This is a genomic window from Sphingomonas sp. 10B4, from assembly GCF_035019905.1.
In the GTDB taxonomy this organism is placed as follows: Bacteria; Pseudomonadota; Alphaproteobacteria; order Sphingomonadales; family Sphingomonadaceae; genus Sphingomonas; species Sphingomonas glacialis.
Genome location: NZ_JASJVC010000019.1, coordinates 37,901 through 57,647 on the forward strand (window position 1 = coordinate 37,901; position 19,747 = coordinate 57,647).

A 19,747-nucleotide genomic window follows, 5' to 3' on the forward strand; every position below is an offset into this window, starting at 1 on the left:
GAGGTGTAATGCGCGGGACAAATACGGACCGGAGGCATAGTCTGTCCACATGATTGCATGGCTCTTCAAATCCGGTGTTCTGCTCGCGGGCATTTCGACCCTCGCCGTTACCTCTGGCGACGCGCAGGATCAGCTCGGCTGGGGTCGCGCGACGCAGGTGCTGACCGGCACGACCGCCACCAACAGCGCGCTCGCCGCGTCGATCGCCGAGTGGAAATCGCTCCAGCAATCGTCGAGCTACGGCTTCGACAGCTACGCCCGCTTCCTGCTCGCGCACCCCGGCTGGCCCGGCGAGACCGCGATGCGGCGGATGGCGGAGAAGGCGCTCGATTCTGGCGGCTGGTCGCCCTCGACCGTGGTCGCGTTCTTCCGGCGCTTCCCCGCGTTGACCGGCGCGGGCAAGACGCGCTTTGCCGAGGCGCTCGCCGCGACGGGGCAGCAAGGCGAAGCGGCGAGCGCGGCGCGCGCCGCCTGGGTGTCGGGAACGCTGTCGAGCACCGACGAGAGCAAGATCCTCGCGACCTTCCCCGGTGCCCTGTCGCCCGCCGATCACGATGCGCGGATGGACATGCTGCTGTGGCAGGGCGCGACCGCCGCGGCACAGCGCCAGCTGATGCTGACCAGCCCGGCGCGGCAAAGCGTGTTCGCCGCGCGGCTCGCCTTCCGCACCAGCGCGCCCGATGCGGGCGACCGGCTGATCGCGACGCAGGCCTATGGCGCGACCGATCCCGGCTGGATCGCCGACCGGGCGATCTGGTATCGCAACACCGGCGCCTCGGCCAGCGCGCGCAATTCGCTTGCACAGCGCCCCGCGCTCGCAGTCGTGCCGGGCAGCGCCGAGCAATGGTTCGAAGTGCTGCTGACCAACGCGCGCGCCGCCGCCAATGACGGGCAGAATTCGCTCGCCTATGACATCGCGCGCAAGCTCGGCGATGCCTATCCGATCGGCACCGACGTCAGCACGCGGCCGTATGGCGAGCGCGACGATTATACGAGTCTTGCCTGGCTCGCGGGCCGCACCGCACTGAAGCAGCTCGCCCGCCCGGCGGATGCAGTGCCGCTGTTCGTCAGTTACGCCGCCGCCTCGAAGACCCCGACGACGCAATCGAAGGGCCTGTATTGGGCCGGTCGCGCCGCCGAGGCCGCCGGGCGTCGCGACGAGGCGAACGGCTATTACGCGCGCGCCGCGGCGTTCCGCGATCTGTTCTACGGTCAGCTCGCCGCCGAGCGGATCGGCCAGCCGCTCGTCGCGCCGGGCGATCCGGTGCTGCGCCCGGTCGACCCGTCGACGCGCGGGGCGTTCTACGCGCGCGAAACGGTGCGCGCGGCGCAATATCTCGGCACGGTCGGCAATTGGGAAGACCAGACCGCGTTCGTCCGCCAGATCGCGCTCGATGCCAAGACCGACAGCGACCATGTCCTGGCGACCGAACTGTCGCGCACGCTCGGGCGGCCCGATCTCGGCGTGATGGTCGGGCGCAGCGCGCTGCAGAACGGCCTCAGCGAATATTCGACCGTCGGCTTCCCCAATGTCCGCGTGCCCGTGGCGAGCCAGGACGACTGGACGATGATCCATGCGATCGCGCGCCAGGAAAGCCAGTTCGACCGCGCCGCGATCAGCCATGCCGGCGCGCGCGGGCTGATGCAGCTGATGCCCGGCACCGCGCGCGACCAGGCTGGCAAGCTCGGCCTGGCATACAATGCCGCGGCGCTGACGACCGATACCGACTATAACATCATGGTCGGATCAACCTATTTCCGGCACATCTACGACATCTACGGCAGCTATCCGCTCGCGGTCGCGGCGTACAATGCTGGCCCGGGCAACGTGAACAAATGGCTCCGCGCGAATGGCGACCCGCGCAGCGGCGGCGTCGACATGCTCGACTGGATCGAGGCGATCCCGATCTACGAGACGCGCAACTACGTCCAGCGCGTGCTCGAGAATGCCGTGGTGTACGATCTGATGAACCCCACGCGCTCGCGCTCGTCGGGGTCGAACCGGATCAGCTGGTATCTGGGCAAGCGCATCCCAGGCTGAGCGCGGAGGCTGGCCCAGCCGATGGCAAGCGTCTAGAATAGTACGATGAATGACCTTATTCCCACTGGTAACGTTGCACTGCTGATTGATGCTGACAACGCCAGCCACACAGCGATAGACCCCGTCCTGACCGCGCTCGCAGATCTTGGCACCGTCAACATCCGGCGGATCTACGGCAATTGGAGCAAAGTCCGTTGGTGACACGCATCCGTCAGCAGGGGCTTCAAGTCTACGGCTTCGGTCGCGCCAACACGCCGGAGGGCTTTCGGCAAGCGTGCAACCGCTTCATCGATGTCGAAACGCTAGAGAAGACCGTCGCCGAGATGCCGATGCCGCTCCCGCCGGCGATCCTGCCCAAGGAAGGCAAGTCCTCGATCGACACGAGTCTCACGCGGCTGCTTATCGACGCGTATGAGGCCTCCAAACGCGACGCCCAGGGGTTCGCCTCGCTCAGCGAGGTTGGCCAGCGCGCCAGCAACCGGTCGAGTTTCGACGCGCGGAACTATGGTTTCTCGCGACTTTCCGACCTTATTGATACAGTCCCGGGATTTGTCGTAGAGCGGCGCAACGGCAGCGTGTTGGTCAAGCGAGTCCGATCGCCGCTCACAGACCCTTCCTGATGACCGACCGACCCAATTACATCACCCCCGCGGGCTACGCCGTGCTCAGCGCCGAATATCGCCAGTTGCTCGGCGAGGAGCGGCCAAAGCTCGTCGACGTCATCTCCTGGGCGGCGGGCAATGGCGATCGCTCGGAGAATGGCGATTACATCTACGGCCGCAAACGGCTGCGCGAGATCGACCGGCGGCTCGGCTTCCTCGCGCGGCGGATGAAAGCCGCCAAGGTGATCGACCCCGCCCAGCAGCCCGATCGCGCGCGAATCTGGTTCGGCGCGACCGTGACGATCGTCGATGACGACGATGTCGAGCGCGTGCTGACGCTGGTCGGCGACGACGAGACCGATGCCGCGGCGGGCAAGATCGGGTGGAACGCGCCGATCGCGCGGGCGCTCCGCGGCGCGGCGGTCGGCGATCTGCGGCGCGTACTGCTGCCGGCGGGCGAGCGCGCGTATGAAGTGGTGGCAATCACCTACCCGGCAACCGAGCGTTTCATCCCCGGCGATTGACGCTGGGTGGTGCGCCGCACACGGTTGGGCCCTGACCATCAAAGGACCCTTGCCGATGCCGCTCCCCCCTCTCTGGTCGCCCCGCTTGCTCAGCTTGCTGCGGATCATCGTCGGGCTCGGCTTCGTCCAGCATGGCTGCTCCAAATTCTTCGGCATCCCGCCCTTCCCCATGCCGCTCAATCCCTTGCTGACCGTGGCCGGCGTGCTCGAGCTCGGCGGGGGCGCGCTGATCCTGGTCGGGCTGTTCACTCGGCCGGTGGCGTTCGTGCTGTCGGGCATGTCGGCCGCCGCCTATTTCATCGCGCATTTCCCCAAGAGCGTCTTTCCGGCCGCCAACGGTGGCGAAGCGGCGATGCTGTATTGCTTCGTCTTCCTGTATCTCGCCGCGGCCGGAGCCGGCCCGATCAGCTTGGATGCGCGCCGCTCTAAGATGTGAAGCGCGGCGTGCGACGAATATTGCGCGCCGTGCGATCGATGGTCGTGCGTTGCGCGATCGACGCGGCTATAGCGCCGGTCCGGCGTGCGTCATTCCAGCGCGCCGTGTCGGGAGCAGTACAAGACAATGACGATGCAACGCGTGTTCGTGAGTGGTAAGGTTCAGCGGACGGGGTATCGCGATTGGGCAGTGCGCAAGGCGCAGGAGCTGGGCCTCACCGGCTGGGTCCGCAATTTGACCGACGGGCGAGTCGAATTGCTCGTCGTCGGCGAGGATGAAGCGGTCGTCGCGATGGCCGAGGCGTGCCGCGAGGGATCCGAACATTCGCGCGTCGACCATGTCGAGACGCTTCCCGCCGACGAGCGCGCGCCAAAGGGCTTTACCAAGCGCTTCACCGCCTAGCGGACTGCACCGAAACGGGGCCAATTTCGCAACTGCACTTAACCTATAGCAGTGTTATTCTAGGCGCATGAGCGATGCGCCGCCCCTCAATACCGCGCCGCTGCCAGTCCGGCTGCGGGCCGAGGATTATCTGCTGCTTCACCAAGCAGGAGCATTCGCCCCCTACACTCGCACCGAGTTGATCGACGGGGGGGTGTATTTCGTGAACGCACAGCATCGACCGCACGCGCTCGCCAAGATCGAATTGTATGATGCGATCCGCGCGGCGCTGCGGGCGATCAGCTCGCCGCTGCGCCCGCTGGTCGAGGCGAGCATCGCGCTGTCGGGGCACGACGTGCCAGAGCCCGACATCGTGCTGACGAGCGAGCCGCGCGGCGAAGGCTTCGTCCCGCTCCTATCGGTGCACCTCGTCATCGAAGTATCCGACACGACGATGCGCAGCGACATCCGCCGCAAGGTCGCGAGCTATGCCCGCGCCGCGATGCCCGAATATTGGGTGGTCGATATCAAGGCGCGCACGATCCACCAGATGTGGTCGCCCACCGGCGACCTCTATGCCGAACGTTGCGCTGTCGCGTTCGGCGATGTCATCGCAGCGGCGACGATCGTCGGGTTGAGCGTCGATACGGCGAGCCTCTAGGGCCCGCCGCATCGACCGCGCTGATCAGCGCGTCAGCTTCTTGTAGGCCAGCCGCGTCGGGCGGTCGGCCGCATCGCCGAGGCGACGGCGCTTGTCTTCCTCGTACGATTCGAAATTGCCCTCGAACCATTCGACATGGCTGTCACCCTCGAACGCAAGGATGTGCGTCGCGAGGCGATCGAGGAAGAAGCGATCGTGGCTGATGACCACGGCGCAGCCCGCGAAGCTCTCGAGCGCTTCCTCGAGCGCGCGCAGCGTCTCGACGTCGAGATCGTTGGTCGGCTCGTCGAGCAGGAGGACGTTGCCACCCTCCTTGAGCATCTTGGCGAGATGGACGCGGTTGCGCTCACCGCCCGACAGCTGGCCGACCTTCTTCTGCTGGTCCTGGCCCTTGAAGTTGAACGCGCCGACATAAGCGCGCGTGCCGAGCTCCTGCTTGCCGAAGCGGAACACTTCGAGCTTGTCGGAGACTTCCTCCCACACCGTGTTCGACGGCGTCAGGTCATCGCGCGACTGATCGACATAGCCGAGCTTGACGGTCTGGCCGACCTCGATCGAACCGCCATCGGGCTGTTCCTGGCCGGTGATCAGCTTGAACAGCGTCGACTTGCCCGCGCCGTTCGGCCCGATCACGCCGACGATGCCGCCTGGCGGCAGCACGAAGTCGAGATTGTCGAACAGCAATTTGTCGCCGTAAGCCTTGGTCAGGCCCTTGGCCTCGATCACCTTGCCACCGAGACGCTCGGGCAGCTGGATCAGGATCTGCGCCTTGCCGACGCTGCGGTTCTCCTGCTTCTCCATCAGCTCGTCGAACGCACGGATACGCGCCTTCGACTTGGTCTGGCGCGCCTTGGGGGTCTGGCGCATCCAGGCGAGCTCGTCCGAGATCGCCTTGGCCTTGCCCTGCTCCTCGCGATCCTCCTGCTCGAGCCGCTTGACCTTCTTTTCGAGATAGCCCGAATAGTTGGATTCGTAGGTGTAATAGCGCCCGCGATCGAGCTCGAGCACCCAGTTCACGACGTTATCGAGGAAGTAGCGATCGTGGGTGACGAGGATGACGTTGCCGACATAATCGCGCAGGTAGTTCTCGAGCCAGGCGACGCTTTCGGCGTCGAGATGGTTGGTCGGCTCGTCGAGCAGCAGGATGTTGGGCTTTTCGAGCAGCAGCTTGCACAAGGCGACTCGACGCTTCTCACCGCCCGACAGGTTCGTGACCGAACTGTCGCCCGGTGGGCAACGCAGTGCCTCCATCGCGATCTCGAGCTGGTTGTCGAGGCTCCAGCCGTCGACCGCGTCGATCTTCTCCTGCAGGTCGCCCATTTCGGCGAGCAATGCGTCGAAATCACAATCCTCGGGCGGATCGCCCATGATCGCGACGATCTCGTTATAGCGATCGACCATCCCGCCGATTGGGCCCGCGCCGGCGCGCACGTTGCCGATCACGTCCTTGGTCTCGTCGAGCTTGGGCTCCTGCGGCAGATAGCCGACCTTGATGCCCTCGGCCGCCCACGCCTCGCCGGTGAATTCGGGGTCGATCCCGCCCATGATCTTCATCAGCGTCGACTTGCCCGAGCCGTTCGGCCCGATGATCGCGATCTTGGCGTCGGGCAGGAACTGGAGCGAGATGTTGTTGAGCACCGGCTTGGGGGCGCCGGGGAAGGTCTTGGTCAGGCCCTTCATCACATAGCTGTACTGCACGGCCATCGGCTGCGGACTCCGGGGTTAAAGATGGTGGATTGTTGGCGTGGCAGATAGCGATGCGCGGGGGCGTTGGCAACGTGGGCGGGGTGCGGTAGCCTGTTGCGATGGAACGGATCGACATCTCGGATGATCGCCGCGTCGCGGATCTGGTCGAAGCGGTCGAGCGCGACGGCGCGGTGGAGATCGTGCGCGATGGCGTGGTGGTGGCGACCGTTGCCGCGCGGGAGCCAGACGTCTCGGCTCGCGAACCGCAGCCTATCGACATCGCGGAACTCGAGCGCTTCCACGCTGAACACCCGATGCCGCGTTTCGAGAAGAGCTGGGGCGAACTGCTCCGCGAAATGCGGGACGAGGACGATCATTGAGCCACTATTGCGATGCCAGCGTGATGGGCACGCTTGTGTTCCGCGATACCGATTGGATCAGCGTGCGGCATTGGATCGAGACGACCAAGCCCAGCCTCAGCTATAGCGACTTCGGCTTTGGGGAGCTTGCCTCGGCGGTCGGTCGGCGGGTCCGGATGCAGCAATTGGATCCTACCAAAGCACAGACGCTGCTACTCGATTTCCCCACGCGTCTTCCCGATTGGGCCCGCGCCACTGTCGCGCCATCCGATATCGATGTCGCGACGGGCTACATGCTGCGCTTCCAACTCGGTTTGCGCCTTCCCGACGCGATTCACATTGCCACTGCCGGACGCCTCGGGCTTACACTCGTCTCGACCGACATCCGCCAAGTCCGCGCTGCCGCCTCGCTCGGTGTCGCCGCCATCAACCCCTTGCAAACAGACGGGACTCCTTCTTGACCAAGCTTCGCGCCCTCGCCCCTTGCCTGCTGCTCGCCTCGACCCTGCTCACCGGCCCGGCGCTCGCCCAGCGCCCTGCCCCGCTGGTCGATCCCGCAGTCGCTGCGCTGCGCGACAAGGCGCTGGGCGACGACATCGCCTATGACATCGTCGAGGGGCTCACCACCGAGGTCGGCCCCCGCCCCGACGGCTCGCCGCAGGAAGAGCGCGCGCGGCTATGGGCGGTGACGAAGCTCAAGAGCCTCGGCTTCAAGAATGTGCGGATCGAACCGTATGAACTGCAGAATGTCTGGGTCCGCGGCGTCGAGACGGCGGAGGTGGTCGCGCCGTTCGCGCAGCCGCTGCGGCTGACCGCGCTCGGCAATTCGGGCGCGACGCCCGCCGAGGGGCTGACGCTCCCGGTCGCCTTCTTCCCCTCGCTCGCGGACCTGCGTGCAGCGCCCGATGGGAGTCTTAAGGGCAAGATCGCCTTCGTCTCGAACGCGATGCAGGCCAATCAGGACGGATCGGCCTATGGCCCCGAAGGCCAGGCGCGTCGCGCTGGCCCGAGCATCGCTGCGCAGAAGGGCGCAAGCGCGATCGTGATCCGCTCGATCGGATCGGACCACGGCCGTGGCCCCCACGCCGGCGTCACCAATTTCGCGCTGGGCGTCGCCCCGATCCCGGCTGCCGCGCTCTCGGTCTCCGATGCAGCCAACCTCGAGCGGATGATCAAGCGCGGCAAGCCCGTCACGCTCCACCTCACCCTCACGCCGACCTTCGTGCCGACCCGCATGTCGGGCAATGTCGTCGCCGAAGTCCCCGGCACCGATCCCACGGCAGGCACGATCCTGATCGGCGGGCATCTCGACAGCTGGGATCTCGGCACCGGCGCGATCGATGACGCCTCGGGCGTCGCGATCACCACCGCCGCCGCCAAGCGGGTGATGGACAGCGGCCGGCATCGCCGCACGATCCGCGTCGTCTGGTTCGGCGATGAGGAGACCGGTGGGTTCGGCGGGCTCGCCTATGCCAAGGCACATGCCGGCGAGACGCACGCACTGGCGGCCGAATCCGACTTCGGCGCCGACCGCGTCTGGCGATTCGAAACCAACCTCCCCGCGACCGCCAAAGCCGTCGGCGATCGCCTCGGCGCCGCGCTCGCGCCGCTCGGAATCGTTCGCGGCAGCGGAATCGGGGGCGACGGGACCGATGTCGGCCCGACTCTGGCGACCGGCGTTGCCGCGATCGACCTCAACCAGGACGGCACGCGCTATTTCGATTACCACCACACGCCAGAGGACACGCTCGAGCGGATCGATCCGCAACAATTGCGTCAGAATGTAGCGGCTTGGACGACAATGCTCGCGATCGTCGCCGATGCGCCCGAGGCAATCGGCCCGGTTACGCCAAAGAAATAGCCCGCGCTCGCTTCGTCGCAAATATGGCCGAAAGGTGGCAGAAGCGCCCGTCTATGGCCGATTTGCGATTGACGCACCGCAGCGGGGCGCTATGACTCCGACCTTCGCGGGCGGCATAGGGCCGGCTGCGAAGCGCTAATTTGCTTGGGAGCAATTGCATGAAGAAGATCGCCCTTGTTCTCGTCGCCGCCGGCCTGGTCTCGCTCGCCGCTTGCAACAAGAACCCTGAAGCTGCTGCAATCGAAAACAATGCTGACGTCATCGCCGACGGCATCGACAACAACGCTTCGATGATCGACGACATGGCTTCGAACACCTCGAACGCGGTTGCTTCGGACGTCCTGGCAAACAAGGCCGACGAACTGCATGACGCTGCCGACAACGTCCGTGACGCGGGCGAAGCCAAGGCCGACAACGTCGCCAAGGCTGCCAACTAAGATCACTGGGCTTCGGCCCGGATCTGAAGATTTGGGGCGCCTTCCTAGCGGAAGGCGCCCTTTTTCGTGCCCGCTGCGTCAAGCTGCGCGAGGACCATGTCGAGCGCCGCCAAGCGCAACGCGATCTCGCGACGATACGAGGTGCCAGCGGGCGCCAGGCTGAGCGCCCGCGCCCAATAGCGACGCGCGGTGCGATAGTCCCTGGCCTGCGCGTAGGCGAGCCCTTCAAAAAATGCTGGTGCGGGATGGTCTGGCGCGAGCCGGGTCGCCTGCTCGAACGCGAGCCGCGCCGCGGGGGACATCGCGGCGTCGTGCTGCGCCATCGCAGTCCCCAGCCCGGTCCACAGCGTCAGGCTGCGCGGATAATGGTTGAGGCCGAGCAGGATGACATTGACGCCGCTACGCCGGCTGCCCGCGCGCATCAGCGCGTCCGACGCGATCAGATATGCGCCGTCGCCGGTAAAGCGACCGAGCATCGCGTCGCGCAGCTCGACCATTTCCGGCGCGACCGCCACGGGGATCGCATCCGACGCCGCCAGATGTTCGCCAAGCCCGGCGCGTTGCTGAAGCGCATATCCGGCAGCCCCGAGCATCACGGCAGCGCCGACCAGCGTCCACAGCGAGCGCGACACGCCGCTGGCCCATAAGGCTGCGGCGGCCACGACGCCGATCAGCGCCAAACCGATCCAGCCACTCATTGCGTCTGCTTTGCGTTCATCAGGCTGCTGTACGGGAATTGCGCGCGACGTCTAAGCACAAGTGCGGGGTCTAAGCACAAGTGCGGGGTCTAAGCACAAGCGCGGGCGCGCCGCCGCTTCACGGGCGCTACACCCACGGGTCAGTGGCCAGAACGTATCGGCTGGATCAGATCCCAGCGGTTTCCGCACAGATCCTCGAAGACCGCGACAATACCGTACGGCTCGTGTCGCAGCGGCTCGACGAACTGGACGCCGCGCTGCGTATAGGCATGATGGTCGCGGGCAAAATCATCGGTCTCAAGAAACAGGAACACGCGTCCGCCGCTCTGATTGCCGACCGCGCTGACTTGTGCCTCGCCAACGGCTCGCGCCAGCAGCAGCCCGTTTGCACTACCCGGCGGCGCAACGACGACCCAGCGCTTCTGATCGCCGAGCGCAGTATCCTCGCGAAGCTCGAACCCGAGCGCATTGACGAAGAAGGCAATGGCGAGATCATAATCCGCAACGAGTAGCGAGGTCAGGGCGAGACGCTGTGGCATCCGGCCCTTCTGACCGATAACGCCCGTCGCGCCAATGCCAGACCGCCCCTCAGCGGACGCCCGAGGGCGTCCGCGTGGGCGGCCTTCAAGCGCGGCCGATTAGACGCTGTGCGATCGTGTCGGCAACGTCGGAAATCGGCGCGCCGGTGCGCTCGGCCTCGTCCCACACCTGGACCAGCCGGTCGGGAATGCGAGCGATACGCGTCTCGACTTCGGCCTGGTCGCCGTGGCCGAGATATTCGAGCGCGACGTTGATGATGCCGCCGGCGTTGATGACGTAATCGGGCGCGTACAGGATGCCGCGCGCCTGGAGGGCCGCACCCTCGGCCTTGGTCTCGAGCTGGTTGTTCGCGCCGCCTGCGACGATCGTGGTGCGAAGCGCAGCGATCGATGCCGGAGTCAGGATCGCGCCGAGCGCGTTGGGGCTGACGATGTCGGCCTCGACGCCGAGAATCTCGTCGGCACCAGCGGTCTGCGCGCCGAGCTCTTCGGCAAGCGCCTTCGCGCGGTCGGCATTGACGTCGGCGAGCGTGAGCACCGCGCCGTCCTTGGCGAGCAAGCGGGCGAGCCCGCCGCCGACACTACCGACGCCCTGGATCGCGACGCGCACGCCCTTCATGTCGGTAGCGCCCAGCCCGCGCTGTGCGGCTGCCTTGACGCCGAGATAGACGCCCATTGCGGTGTACGGCCCGGGATCGCCGCCAGCGCTGCCGGCTGCGACGGGGAGGCCCGAGACATGCTTGGTCATCGTCGCGATCGTCTTCATGCTCGCTTCGGACATGCCGACGTCTTCGGCGGTCACATAGCGCCCACCGAGCGATTCGACCGCGCGGCCGAACGCCTCGAGCTGAGCATGGCTGATGCTGTCACCAGGGTTGGCCGCGAGCACGACGCCCTTGCCGCCGCCCATCGGGAGATCGGCCATCGCGTTCTTGAAGCTCATCCCGCGCGACAGGCGCAGCGCATCGGTGATCGCGCGGTCGCTATCGGCATAGTGCCAGAAGCGCACGCCGCCAGCCGCCGGCCCGAGCTTGGTCGAATGAACCGCAATGACCGCGCGAAGCCCCGAAGCGGGATCGGTGAAGAGGTGCACGCCCTCATGATCATCAAAATCGGGGAAGCCCCAGCCGGTGGTCACGGACAAATTCCTGGCTGTTGAAAGAAGTGGGGCGACCGACGGGACTTGAACCCGCAACATCCGGCATCACAAGCCGACGCTCTAACCAATTGAACTACGATCGCCGCAGAGGAAGCGCCCCTAGCGGGGTCGAGGGGCCAGCGTCAAGAATGGATCGTTCAGAATTTACCGTCAATCGACAGCCGATGCCCCGACGGGCTCGGTTGAAAGCCGCTCAGCTCGAGTTTCTGCGCCGCGCTCGGGTCGCTCGGCTTGACCGTGAGGTCCGCGCGGAACCGCCCGTTCAGCCACAGCCGCAACGCGATCTGCTCGGTCCCCGCCTGGCTCGCGAGCGGCAGCAGCAAAGCACCTGCGTCGCAGCGCGCGGTGCCGGTGAGCCCCTGCCCCAGGCTGATCCCTGCAATATCGGCGCCGAGCGTCGCCTTGACGCGCCCCTCAGCACTCTCACACGTGCCGTTGACGAAATGGATGGTGACGGCGTCGAGATCGATCCCGCTAACCGGCAGCGGCGCGAACACCGCACCGGCGGGCACGCTCGCGGTCATGTCGTCGAGCCCGATGCCGTGCCGCGAAACGCTGATCGCGCCGTGGATCGCGCGAGTCGCGTCCGCACCCGTCGCCGGACTCGCGAGATCGACGCGCGCCCGGCCGGCGAGCAACGCCCAAGGCGACAGCGATGCGCTCAGATCGCCGAGCGCGATGCTGCCGACCTGCGCCTCTCGCAGATGCCCGAACCACACGCTGCCGCTCGCCTCGCGCGCGGCGACTCGCGTTTGCTCGAGCTCGAACGCCCCGAGCACGAAGCGCAACGGCAACAGCACGAGCAGCGCGACGACGAACACCGCGCCGAACAGCGCGACGGGGCCGGTCTTCAACCGAAAGCGCGTCATTGGCCCTTCGCCTTCAACGTCATTTGCACCGACACGGTACGGTCGGCGCCAGCAGTGGTGGCGAGCCGGTCGACGAGAATCCCCGCCGCCTCGAGTTCGGCAATCCACGCGACCAGCGCGCCGGGTCGCGCCGAGCCGATCGCGATCTCGACTCGGTCGCTGCCCTGCGGCGTGACGCTCGCCAGCGCGAAGCCGGCATCGTTGGCGCGCGCGCGAATCACCGATTCGAGCGGAGCATCGAGCGGAGCGACGCGCAGCGTCTGTGCCGCCTTGACCGCATCGACGCGGATCTGCGTCTCGCCGAGCGCGATCACCGCATCGGCATGCCGCGCCTTCGCCGACTCGAGCGCATCGCCGAGCGGCACGACGAGAAAATAGCACAGCACCAGCAGCGTGAGCACCGCGCCGGTCAGCAGTAGATATTGTTCGCGCTGCGTGCGCGCGCGAAACCACATGAGGACGCGCTCGGTCATCGTGGCTTCACCGTCAGTTCCCCCGAGAGCCGGCCGTTCACCGCCTGGAACTGGCCTTGCGGCGTAGCGTCGAACCCGCTCGCGCCAAGCTGGCGTTGCAGGTCGAGGATCTGCCCCTCATTCTGGACGCCGACGCCGACGCGCACCGTGCCATTCGGATCGAAGGCGAGCGTGTGCGCTTCGCTTCCCGGCGTCGCGCGGATCGCCGCGAACACCGCCGCCGTGCTCCGGCTGAAGCCCAGCCCGCCGCCGCGCAGCCGGTCGAGCCGCGCGGTCAACTGGCGATCGGCGTCGCTCACCGCCTCGCCGCGCGCAAGCCCGGTCCGCGCGAGCAGTTCGGTGCGGCGTTCAAGATCATCCGCTGCGGTCGAATATTTGACCAGCTGGACGATCGTGATGAGCAGCGTCACGCCGAGGATCGCCGCGCTCAGCCAGCCGAGCCGGCGGACAAGCGCCCAATCGACCGCGCGGCGCGTCTTGCGCGCAAACGCGCCCTGGCGAAGATCGAGCGACGGCGCCGCCACCGCCGCAACGATCGCGGTCTCGAGCGCATCGCGCGACAGGACCACCGGCGCGACGCTGCCCGTGACAAGCTCGGTCAGCCGAGCTTCATCGGCGAACCCGCTCGTGACCCCGCGCACCACGCCCTCGCCGCCGAGATCGGCGCGCAGATAGCCCGTCTCGGGCCGTGGCAGCAGCAGCGGCGCGGGCAAGATCGCATCGGGATCGACGCCGTTCTCGGCCAGCAGATCGAGCCATGCGCGCATCTGCAGCGCGCCAACGACGCCGATCGGCCGCTCGACGACCTCCCCCTCGCGCCCGACCGCGACGTGCAGATCGCCGATCGGGCCCGCACTTGCATCCGCCGCGAGCATGCGTGCGGCAGTGACCGACTGGGCAAGCGAGCGATCGGGCAGTTCGGCCCAATGCAGCGTCACCGCGTCAGCCGGCGCGACAGCGACACACGCCAGCATCGTATCGGCGGCGAGCAGCGGAAAGCCCTCGCCGCGCGCCGCGACGGTGTCGCCCGCGATGCGCAGCCAGCGCCACGGCAGATCGGGGGCGGGCAAGAAGAGGACGAGCGTTTGTGTCATGATGGCTCGCCCCATTGCCGCGATACGAGCCGCGCGGGAAGCGCCGTTGCGTCGATCAGTCCGGTTTGCTCAAGCGTGGCCCCGCCGAGCGCGACGCGCACCTTGAGCGAGAACCATGTCGTCTTTACGTCGGTCTGCGACGGCGCATCGTCGCCGGTGCTGCTGCGCACCGCACTTTGCGCCCAGAAGGCCGTCGTCGTCGCGAAGCCCAAAGGCGGGCGCTGGAGCAGGACTTGCCGCACCGCCTCGGGCGAAAGCCCGATCCGCAGCATCGCGATCAGCGGCGCCTGCTCCGGCAGCAGAGTGTTGACGTTGATCCGCGACAGCGCGGCGACGGGCAAGGTGCACAGCCACGGGCGGAGCTTGTCATAATCGCTGCGCGTCACGCCGCGCACCGCGCGCAACTCGCTCGGGTCGCTCATCAGCGTGTTCGCGGTGCGATAGGGCTGCGCGCCACCACGATAGTCGCGGTCCTCGGCGCCGCCGGTGATCGGCGAATCGTCGCTGTCGATCCAGTCGGCGGTGGCAGCGGCGATCGCCTCGGGCGATGCCGCTGCGGGATCGACCAGCCGAATCAGTCGCGCAAACTGGAGTTGCGCTGGCGTGTAGGCGAAATAGCTGCCGCTTTTCGCGGGCGTCTCGGTCACGAGGCTGTTGAGATTGAAGCAATTGCCGCCGTCGACGACCGTTGCCGTCGCGGTGCCGTTCGGGATCGGCAGCGGGTACGGCGTGCCGCTCCAGCCGCCCTGCAGCGTCACCTTGTCGGGGCTCTTGCGCAGCAACTCGCTGACCCTGACGACCGCGAGCGTCTCGGCCGCGAACGAATAGGCGCGCGCCTGGTCGAGCGCGACCGCGTTGCCGCCGAGCCGCGTGGCGAGTCGCAAACGCTCGAGCGCGGTCCCGGCAAGCACCGCGATCACCGCGACGAGCAGCAACACCGTGAGCAGCGCGGCGCCGCGCTCGGAGGGTTTGCGCTCAACCGACGCGGTCATCGACGCGCCTCCCATAGCCGGTGCCGACGAGGAAGAGCTGGCGCGTCGCGATCCCGCTGTCGCGCACCACGCGCAGTTCGAGCGCGTCGGGCAGCGGCGATTGCGGGCTGCCGGTCCAGCGGTCGCTCCACGCGCCCTTGACGCGGTAGCGCAGCGCGACCTGGCGGACGTGCGCCAGCAGCGGCGTCGGCGGGAGCGGCGGCGCGCCGTCGAGCATCGGATAGGCGGTCCGCACGAGCGCGCCGTCGACCACGCCATATTCGACCTTCTGCACGCTCGCGCGCGGCGTGCCGTCGAGATTGCTCCAGCCGCTGCGCACCAGCCGCAGCATCGGCGCTGCCGCCGCTCCCGCTTCGCCGGTGAAGGGCGCGAGGACGCGGCCATCCTCGCCGCGCGTCGGGCGCGGCGTCGCTTGCGCGAGATCGGCAGTGAGGATCGCGCCGAGCCGGTTCATCGCCGAGACGTCGTCGAGTTTCACGCCCGTCGCGGTCTGCGCGCGGACCGAGAACGACAACAGCGCCACCCCCGCCGCGGCGAGCAAGCCGAAGATCAGCAGCGAGATCATCACCTCGACCAGCGTGAAGCCGGCATCGTCGGTCGCGGGCGTCATGGCGCGCGCGTCCCGTCGCGCACCACGGTCAGATGCCCAGCCTGCCGCCCCGCCGGATCGCGCACGGTGACGTCGATCCGCAGCACGCGGATGTCGCCGGTCGGCTGGACGCTGCGAGTCCAGCTCCACGCGCGCCCGCCATTGCTCTCGACACCGCTCGCCGCGCCGATCGTCGGAGGCTTGGCGTCGGTCATCGCCTCGATCGCGACATTGCGTGCGACCGTCTGTGCGAGCAGCGTCGTGTCGAGCGTCGAGGCGCCGCGGATCGTCGCGCCCTCGAGCCGGATCAGCGCGAGCGCGGCGAGGCTGAACACCGCGAGCGCGACCATCATTTCGATCAGCGTGAAGCCGCGGGGCTTAGCCACCGATGCGGACCTTGCCGTCATTGCCGACATGGACGACGACACTCTGTCCGCTGCGCTCGAGCGTCACGTCGAGCGGGCGATCGGTCCCGCCGGTCGAATCGAACAGGATGCGGTCGCGCGTTCCGTCGCCGCTCGGCAGCGCGTGCGTGCCCTTGCCCCACTGCGTCACGCGCAGCGGCTTCTCGGCCATCGCGACCCATGCGCCGTCCACCCGCTCGTCGAACCCGTAGCCGCCCTGCGAGACCCACACGCTGATCGGCTTGGCCCCGACCACGGCAAGATCGCGCGCGGCGCTGGTCCGCGTCGCGAAGCGCGCGGCCTCGTCGGCGAGACGACCGCGCGGATCGGGCAGCGCGAACACGACGGCTGCACTGGCGAGGCCGATGATCGTGACGACGACCATCAGCTCGATCAGCGTGAAGCCGCGCTCGCCCTTCCGGCGATTACTGCCAGCTGCCGATATCGGCATTGACGCCCTCGCCGCCTTCCTTCTTGTCCGCGCCGAGCGTCCAGACATCGGCCTCGCCATGTGCGCCGGGCGCCGCATAGAGATACGGCTTGCCCCACGGATCGACCGGCAGCTTCTTGATATAGCCGCCGCGCTGGTACTTCGACGCATCGGCGTCCGCGGGGGCCGAGACCAGCGCCTGCAGGCCATCGGTGGTCGAGGGGTACGAATCGTTCTGCAGCTTGTAGAGATCGAGCGCGCCCTCGATCGTCGAGATGTCGGCCTTGGCCTTGACGATCTTGCCTTTGTCGCCGAGCGGCAGGACGTTGTAGGTGACGATCGCGGCGAGCAGCCCGATGATGACGATCACCACCATCAGCTCGATCAGCGTGAAGCCCGATTCCCCGTCGTCGTCATGCCGGACGTGATCCGGCATCGACGCGAGACGCTCGGCGTCGAGCGCAACGTCGGCGGTCTCGCCTGGACCCCGCATCAAGTCCGGGGTGACGGGGGCTTGGGAAACTTCAGACATAACAAACCTCATTGTCCGGCAAGCGTGTTGAGCTGCAGGATCGGCAGCAGGATCGATAGCACGATCGTCGCGACGACACCCCCCATCACGACGATGATGATCGGCTCGAGCAGCGACAGCGCGGTCGTGGTGAAACGATCGAACTCGCGCTCGAGATACTCCGCCGCGCGTTCGAGCATGTCGTCGAGCTGCCCCGCGGTCTCGCCCGATGCAGCCAGATACGTCAGCAGCGGCGGAAAGACGCCCGCACGGCGCATCGCCGCCGACAGGCTGCCGCCGCCACGAATCGATTCGATGATCTCGTCCGATGCTTGTTTGAGGCGGAGGTTGTGGATCGTACTGCCGGTTAGCGTCAGCCCTTCGAGCAGCGGCAGGCGGCTCGCCACCATCGTCGCGAGCGTGCGCGCCATGCGCGCGGCGTGGAGATCGCGGAACAGGCGGCCGAGTAGCGGCAGCTTGAGGATCCAGGTGTCGAAGCCGAGCTTGATCCGCGGATTCTTGAGCGCGCGCCACGATCCGAAGCCGGCGAGCAGGATGACGAGCAGGATCGCCCACCAATAGCCGACCATAAAGTTCGAGAGCCCCATAACGACGCGCGTGAGGAACGGGAGCTGCTGCCCGACGGTGTCGAACTGCTCGACCACCTGCGGGACGACGAACACCATCAGCGCGGTGACGACCGCCATCGCCACCACCGCGAGCACCGCGGGGTAAGCAAGCGTCGTGATGATCTTGCCGTTGATCTCGGCCTGGCGCTCGAGCAGCACCGAGAGGCGTTCGAGAATGACGGGGAGCGAGCCCGAGCTCTCGCCCGCCGACACCATCGCGCGGTAGAGCGAGGGGAAACTCTTGCCCTCGCGCGCCATCGCCTCGTGCAGGCGGCGACCCTCAACGACGCCTGAATGGACCGATTCGACGATCGCGCGGACATGCGGCTGCTCGGTCTGGCGCGAGATCGTGCGCAGCGATTCCTCAAGCGGCGAGACGCGGTTGAGCGTGGCGAGCTGGCGGGTGAAGAGCGTGAGCTGCTTGGTGCTCATTTTCTTCGAGCCCAGGCGGAGGTCGGAGAGGAGCGGCTTGCCCTTGGGCTGGCGCCCCGAGCCGGGTTCGACCTTGACGACATAGAGCCGGCGACGGTCGAGCAGCACGCGCGCGGCATCGATCGACGGTGCGGCGATCGCTCCGCGGGTTTCGCGGCCCTTGGTGTCGATCGCGAGGTAATCGAAGTCAGGCATCTTCTACCCCTCTCCCATCGGGAGAAGGTGGCCGAGCGAAGCGAGGACGGGTGAGGGCAGCGCGGCCAACCGGCGTGGGCTGCCCTCACCCTTCCGCCGCCTGACGGCGGCTCCCTCCCTCTCCCACAGGGAGAGGGATTTACTCACCCGCCACCTCCGGCACGACCATCGGCGCCTCGGCATCGGCCATGTCGCGCCTGGAAACGCGTACCGCTTCCTCCGCCGTCGTCACCCCGTCGCGCACCAACTGCCGCGCCGCCGACCCCAGCGTCGGCGCATGCAGGAACGCATGCCGCGCGATCAGCGCTTCGTCGCCGCCATCGTTGATCAGCCGCCGCACCGTCTCGTCGATGCGGATCGCCTCATAGACGCCGACGCGGCCCTTATAGCCCGTCCCCTGGCACTGCTCGCAACCGACCGCCTGATAGACGATCGCACCCGGCTCGAACCCGAGCAGCGCCGCGACCGACGCATCCGCCGCGACCGGCCGCCGGCACACTTCGCACAAGCGCCGCACCAGCCGCTGCGCGATCACCGCGCGCAGCGTGGACGCCAGCAGGAAAGGCTCGACCTTCATGTCGCGCATCCGCGTGATCGCGCCGACCGCGTCGTTGGTGTGGACCGTCGACAGCACGAGATGCCCGGTCAGCGACGCCTGCACCGCGATCTCGGCGGTCTCGCGGTCGCGGATTTCGCCGACCATCACGACGTCGGGATCCTGCCGCAGGATCGCGCGCAGGCCCGCCGCGAAGGTCAGCCCGACCTTGGCGTTGACTTGCGTCTGGCCGACCCCCTCCATCGCATATTCGACCGGATCCTCGACCGTCAGGATGTTGCGGCTGCCGTCGTTGAGCAGCCGCATCGAGGCGTAGAGCGTCGTCGTCTTGCCCGAACCGGTCGGCCCGGTGACGAGGATGATCCCGTTGGGCTCGGTGATCGCCTCTTTCAGCAACTGGTTGATCGCCGGCGTCATGCCGAGCACGTCGAGCGTGATCCCGGCATTTTCCTTGTCGAGAATACGCAGCACCACGCGCTCGCCTGCGCGGCTCGGCAGCGTCGAGACGCGGACGTCGAGCAGCTTGCCGCCCAGCGTCAGGCCGATCCGCCCGTCCTGCGGGACGCGTCGCTCGGCGATGTCGAGCCGCGCCATCACCTTGACGCGGCTGACGACGACGGGGGCGACGTGTGGCGGCATCCGCAGAGTTTCGCGCAACACGCCGTCGATCCGCATGCGGACGACGAGGCCGGTCTCGTACGGCTCGATATGAATGTCCGACACGCCGTTGCGCGCGGCGTCGGCGATGATGCCGTTGATCAGCCGGATCGCAGGGGCATCGTCGGCGGTGTCGAGCAGATCGTCGGCGGTGGGAAGATGATCGGCGAGCAGGTCGAGTTCGTCGCCGAGGCCGAGCGTCCCCGCGGCCATCGCGGCGGCCTGGCCGTCCATCGCATAGGCCTCGGACAGCAGCCGGTCGAATTCGGTCGCGACGACGAAGGTCACGTCGAAGGCGCGCGCGAGGTGGCGGCGCAGTTCGAGCAGGACCTTGGGGTCGGAGCCCTCACGCATCGCGACGGTCAGGTGGTCGTGGGTGGGGTCGAGGACGACGCCGAAGCGGCGTGCGAAGGCGTAGGGGATGGTTGCGGGGCTATGATAGCGCCCCTCCCCTTCAGGGGAGGGGATGGGGGTGGGGCGTGTCTCACCGAGACCGCCGCCAGCCGACGCGGCACGGCCCCACCCCAACCCC

At 67.5% G+C, this 19,747-nt stretch carries 23 protein-coding genes, 1 tRNA gene and 1 pseudogene; 10 read left to right on the top strand and 15 right to left on the bottom strand.

Annotated features, from left to right (window positions below; translation table 11 throughout):
• The first annotated feature begins 49 nt into the window (after positions 1-49).
• The 6 genes and pseudogenes from QN347_RS08025 (at position 50) to QN347_RS08050 (ending at position 4,645) form a co-directional block, all read left to right on the top strand.
• On the top strand, positions 50-2,041 hold the full coding sequence (locus QN347_RS08025) for a lytic transglycosylase domain-containing protein (RefSeq protein ID WP_322163617.1): 1,992 nt from the start codon (positions 50-52) through the stop codon (positions 2,039-2,041).
• Positions 2,042-2,086: 45 nt separating this feature from the next.
• Positions 2,087-2,661: pseudogene (locus QN347_RS08030) on the top strand (NYN domain-containing protein).
• The gene (gene greB, locus QN347_RS08035; RefSeq protein ID WP_322163615.1) at positions 2,661-3,167 is read left to right on the top strand and encodes a transcription elongation factor GreB; all 507 of its coding nucleotides are present in this window, start codon (positions 2,661-2,663) and stop codon (positions 3,165-3,167) included. Before QN347_RS08030 ends, greB begins: the two are co-directional and overlap by 1 nt.
• Before the next feature lie 55 nt (positions 3,168-3,222).
• A complete protein-coding gene (locus tag QN347_RS08040; protein ID WP_322163613.1) occupies positions 3,223-3,603 on the top strand; it encodes a DoxX family protein in 381 nt (126 codons plus the stop codon).
• Positions 3,604-3,735: 132 nt separating this feature from the next.
• Positions 3,736-4,005 carry an acylphosphatase gene (locus QN347_RS08045; protein ID WP_323494009.1) on the top strand — a complete coding sequence of 90 codons (270 nt, stop codon included), beginning with the start codon at positions 3,736-3,738 and terminating at the stop codon, positions 4,003-4,005.
• A gap of 67 nt (positions 4,006-4,072) precedes the next feature.
• Positions 4,073-4,645 (top strand): Uma2 family endonuclease, encoded by a 573-nt coding sequence (locus tag QN347_RS08050; protein WP_322163609.1) that lies wholly within the window; start codon positions 4,073-4,075, stop codon positions 4,643-4,645.
• 24 nt (positions 4,646-4,669) lie between these two features.
• Here the strand turns inward: QN347_RS08050 and ettA are convergent, their stop codons facing one another.
• Positions 4,670-6,349, bottom strand: a complete 1,680-nt coding sequence (gene ettA, locus QN347_RS08055) for an energy-dependent translational throttle protein EttA (protein WP_133188560.1) — start codon at positions 6,347-6,349, stop codon at positions 4,670-4,672.
• A 101-nt stretch (positions 6,350-6,450) separates the two neighbouring features.
• On the opposite strand from ettA, the gene QN347_RS08060 reads away from it, so the two are divergent.
• The 4 genes from QN347_RS08060 to QN347_RS08075 all read left to right on the top strand — a co-directional run bounded on the left by QN347_RS08060 (position 6,451) and on the right by QN347_RS08075 (position 8,988).
• Positions 6,451-6,711 carry a hypothetical protein gene (locus tag QN347_RS08060; protein ID WP_189674855.1) on the top strand — a complete coding sequence of 87 codons (261 nt, stop codon included), beginning with the start codon at positions 6,451-6,453 and terminating at the stop codon, positions 6,709-6,711.
• A complete protein-coding gene (locus QN347_RS08065; protein ID WP_322163607.1) occupies positions 6,708-7,151 on the top strand; it encodes a type II toxin-antitoxin system VapC family toxin in 444 nt (147 codons plus the stop codon). Before QN347_RS08060 ends, QN347_RS08065 begins: the two co-directional genes overlap by 4 nt.
• A complete protein-coding gene (locus tag QN347_RS08070; protein ID WP_322163606.1) occupies positions 7,148-8,551 on the top strand; it encodes a M20/M25/M40 family metallo-hydrolase in 1,404 nt (467 codons plus the stop codon). The genes QN347_RS08065 and QN347_RS08070 overlap by 4 nt, the downstream gene beginning before the upstream one ends.
• 158 nt (positions 8,552-8,709) lie before the next feature.
• Positions 8,710-8,988, top strand: coding sequence for a hypothetical protein (locus QN347_RS08075; protein WP_133188568.1), 279 nt, complete (start codon positions 8,710-8,712; stop codon positions 8,986-8,988).
• Positions 8,989-9,032: 44 nt separating this feature from the next.
• Here QN347_RS08075 and QN347_RS08080 read toward each other — a convergent pair whose 3' ends face one another.
• The 14 genes from QN347_RS08080 to QN347_RS08145 all read right to left on the bottom strand — a co-directional run bounded on the left by QN347_RS08080 (position 9,033) and on the right by QN347_RS08145 (position 19,683).
• A complete protein-coding gene (locus tag QN347_RS08080) occupies positions 9,033-9,686 on the bottom strand; it encodes a hypothetical protein (protein WP_322163604.1) in 654 nt (217 codons plus the stop codon).
• A gap of 140 nt (positions 9,687-9,826) precedes the next feature.
• Positions 9,827-10,225, bottom strand: a complete 399-nt coding sequence (locus tag QN347_RS08085) for a VOC family protein (protein WP_322163602.1) — start codon at positions 10,223-10,225, stop codon at positions 9,827-9,829.
• A gap of 85 nt (positions 10,226-10,310) precedes the next feature.
• Positions 10,311-11,363: a Leu/Phe/Val dehydrogenase gene (locus tag QN347_RS08090; protein WP_189674859.1), complete on the bottom strand. Its 1,053-nt coding sequence runs from the start codon at positions 11,361-11,363 to the stop codon at positions 10,311-10,313.
• Between the two features lie 27 nt (positions 11,364-11,390).
• Positions 11,391-11,467, bottom strand: a tRNA-His gene (locus QN347_RS08095).
• Positions 11,468-11,521: 54 nt separating this feature from the next.
• Positions 11,522-12,253: a type II secretion system protein N gene (locus tag QN347_RS08100; protein ID WP_322163600.1), complete on the bottom strand. Its 732-nt coding sequence runs from the start codon at positions 12,251-12,253 to the stop codon at positions 11,522-11,524.
• Positions 12,250-12,726, bottom strand: coding sequence for a type II secretion system protein GspM (gene gspM, locus QN347_RS08105; protein ID WP_322163598.1), 477 nt, complete (start codon positions 12,724-12,726; stop codon positions 12,250-12,252). The genes QN347_RS08100 and gspM overlap by 4 nt, the downstream gene beginning before the upstream one ends.
• A complete protein-coding gene (gene gspL / locus QN347_RS08110) occupies positions 12,723-13,820 on the bottom strand; it encodes a type II secretion system protein GspL (protein ID WP_322163596.1) in 1,098 nt (365 codons plus the stop codon). The genes gspM and gspL overlap by 4 nt, the downstream gene beginning before the upstream one ends.
• The gene (gspK, locus tag QN347_RS08115) at positions 13,817-14,812 is read right to left on the bottom strand and encodes a type II secretion system minor pseudopilin GspK (RefSeq protein ID WP_322163594.1); all 996 of its coding nucleotides are present in this window, start codon (positions 14,810-14,812) and stop codon (positions 13,817-13,819) included. The genes gspL and gspK overlap by 4 nt, the downstream gene beginning before the upstream one ends.
• A complete protein-coding gene (gene gspJ, locus QN347_RS08120) occupies positions 14,796-15,422 on the bottom strand; it encodes a type II secretion system minor pseudopilin GspJ (protein WP_322163592.1) in 627 nt (208 codons plus the stop codon). The genes gspK and gspJ overlap by 17 nt, the downstream gene beginning before the upstream one ends.
• Positions 15,419-15,817, bottom strand: coding sequence for a type II secretion system minor pseudopilin GspI (gspI, locus tag QN347_RS08125; RefSeq protein ID WP_416194498.1), 399 nt, complete (start codon positions 15,815-15,817; stop codon positions 15,419-15,421). The genes gspJ and gspI overlap by 4 nt, the downstream gene beginning before the upstream one ends.
• Positions 15,780-16,256, bottom strand: a complete 477-nt coding sequence (locus QN347_RS08130) for a GspH/FimT family pseudopilin (protein ID WP_322163589.1) — start codon at positions 16,254-16,256, stop codon at positions 15,780-15,782. Before QN347_RS08130 ends, gspI begins: the two co-directional genes overlap by 38 nt.
• Positions 16,231-16,671: a type II secretion system major pseudopilin GspG gene (gene gspG / locus QN347_RS08135; RefSeq protein ID WP_322164198.1), complete on the bottom strand. Its 441-nt coding sequence runs from the start codon at positions 16,669-16,671 to the stop codon at positions 16,231-16,233. The genes QN347_RS08130 and gspG overlap by 26 nt, the downstream gene beginning before the upstream one ends.
• A gap of 104 nt (positions 16,672-16,775) precedes the next feature.
• Positions 16,776-18,002: a type II secretion system inner membrane protein GspF gene (gspF, locus tag QN347_RS08140; RefSeq protein ID WP_322163587.1), complete on the bottom strand. Its 1,227-nt coding sequence runs from the start codon at positions 18,000-18,002 to the stop codon at positions 16,776-16,778.
• 139 nt (positions 18,003-18,141) lie between these two features.
• Complete coding sequence (locus QN347_RS08145; RefSeq protein ID WP_322164197.1) at positions 18,142-19,683, bottom strand: GspE/PulE family protein; 1,542 nt, start codon at positions 19,681-19,683, stop codon at positions 18,142-18,144.
• Positions 19,684-19,747 lie beyond the last annotated feature (64 nt).

Excerpts from the sequence above, each read along its gene's own strand:
- QN347_RS08025 (WP_322163617.1), top strand. The coding sequence starts at position 50 with ATGATTGCATGGCTCTTCAAATCCGGTGTTCTGCTCGCGGGCATTTCG.
- greB (WP_322163615.1), top strand. The coding sequence starts at position 2,661 with ATGACCGACCGACCCAATTACATCACCCCCGCGGGCTACGCCGTGCTC.
- QN347_RS08040 (WP_322163613.1), top strand. The coding sequence starts at position 3,223 with ATGCCGCTCCCCCCTCTCTGGTCGCCCCGCTTGCTCAGCTTGCTGCGG.
- QN347_RS08045 (WP_323494009.1), top strand. The coding sequence starts at position 3,736 with ATGCAACGCGTGTTCGTGAGTGGTAAGGTTCAGCGGACGGGGTATCGC.
- QN347_RS08050 (WP_322163609.1), top strand. The coding sequence starts at position 4,073 with ATGAGCGATGCGCCGCCCCTCAATACCGCGCCGCTGCCAGTCCGGCTG.
- ettA (WP_133188560.1), bottom strand. The coding sequence starts at position 6,349 with ATGGCCGTGCAGTACAGCTATGTGATGAAGGGCCTGACCAAGACCTTC.
- QN347_RS08060 (WP_189674855.1), top strand. The coding sequence starts at position 6,451 with ATGGAACGGATCGACATCTCGGATGATCGCCGCGTCGCGGATCTGGTC.
- QN347_RS08075 (WP_133188568.1), top strand. The coding sequence starts at position 8,710 with ATGAAGAAGATCGCCCTTGTTCTCGTCGCCGCCGGCCTGGTCTCGCTC.
- QN347_RS08080 (WP_322163604.1), bottom strand. The coding sequence starts at position 9,686 with ATGAGTGGCTGGATCGGTTTGGCGCTGATCGGCGTCGTGGCCGCCGCA.
- QN347_RS08085 (WP_322163602.1), bottom strand. The coding sequence starts at position 10,225 with ATGCCACAGCGTCTCGCCCTGACCTCGCTACTCGTTGCGGATTATGAT.
- QN347_RS08100 (WP_322163600.1), bottom strand. The coding sequence starts at position 12,253 with ATGACGCGCTTTCGGTTGAAGACCGGCCCCGTCGCGCTGTTCGGCGCG.
- gspM (WP_322163598.1), bottom strand. The coding sequence starts at position 12,726 with ATGACCGAGCGCGTCCTCATGTGGTTTCGCGCGCGCACGCAGCGCGAA.
- gspL (WP_322163596.1), bottom strand. The coding sequence starts at position 13,820 with ATGACACAAACGCTCGTCCTCTTCTTGCCCGCCCCCGATCTGCCGTGG.
- gspK (WP_322163594.1), bottom strand. The coding sequence starts at position 14,812 with ATGACCGCGTCGGTTGAGCGCAAACCCTCCGAGCGCGGCGCCGCGCTG.
- gspJ (WP_322163592.1), bottom strand. The coding sequence starts at position 15,422 with ATGACGCCCGCGACCGACGATGCCGGCTTCACGCTGGTCGAGGTGATG.
- gspI (WP_416194498.1), bottom strand. The coding sequence starts at position 15,817 with ATGTCGGCAATGACGGCAAGGTCCGCATCGGTGGCTAAGCCCCGCGGC.
- QN347_RS08130 (WP_322163589.1), bottom strand. The coding sequence starts at position 16,256 with ATGCCGATATCGGCAGCTGGCAGTAATCGCCGGAAGGGCGAGCGCGGC.
- gspG (WP_322164198.1), bottom strand. The coding sequence starts at position 16,671 with ATGCCGGATCACGTCCGGCATGACGACGACGGGGAATCGGGCTTCACG.
- gspF (WP_322163587.1), bottom strand. The coding sequence starts at position 18,002 with ATGCCTGACTTCGATTACCTCGCGATCGACACCAAGGGCCGCGAAACC.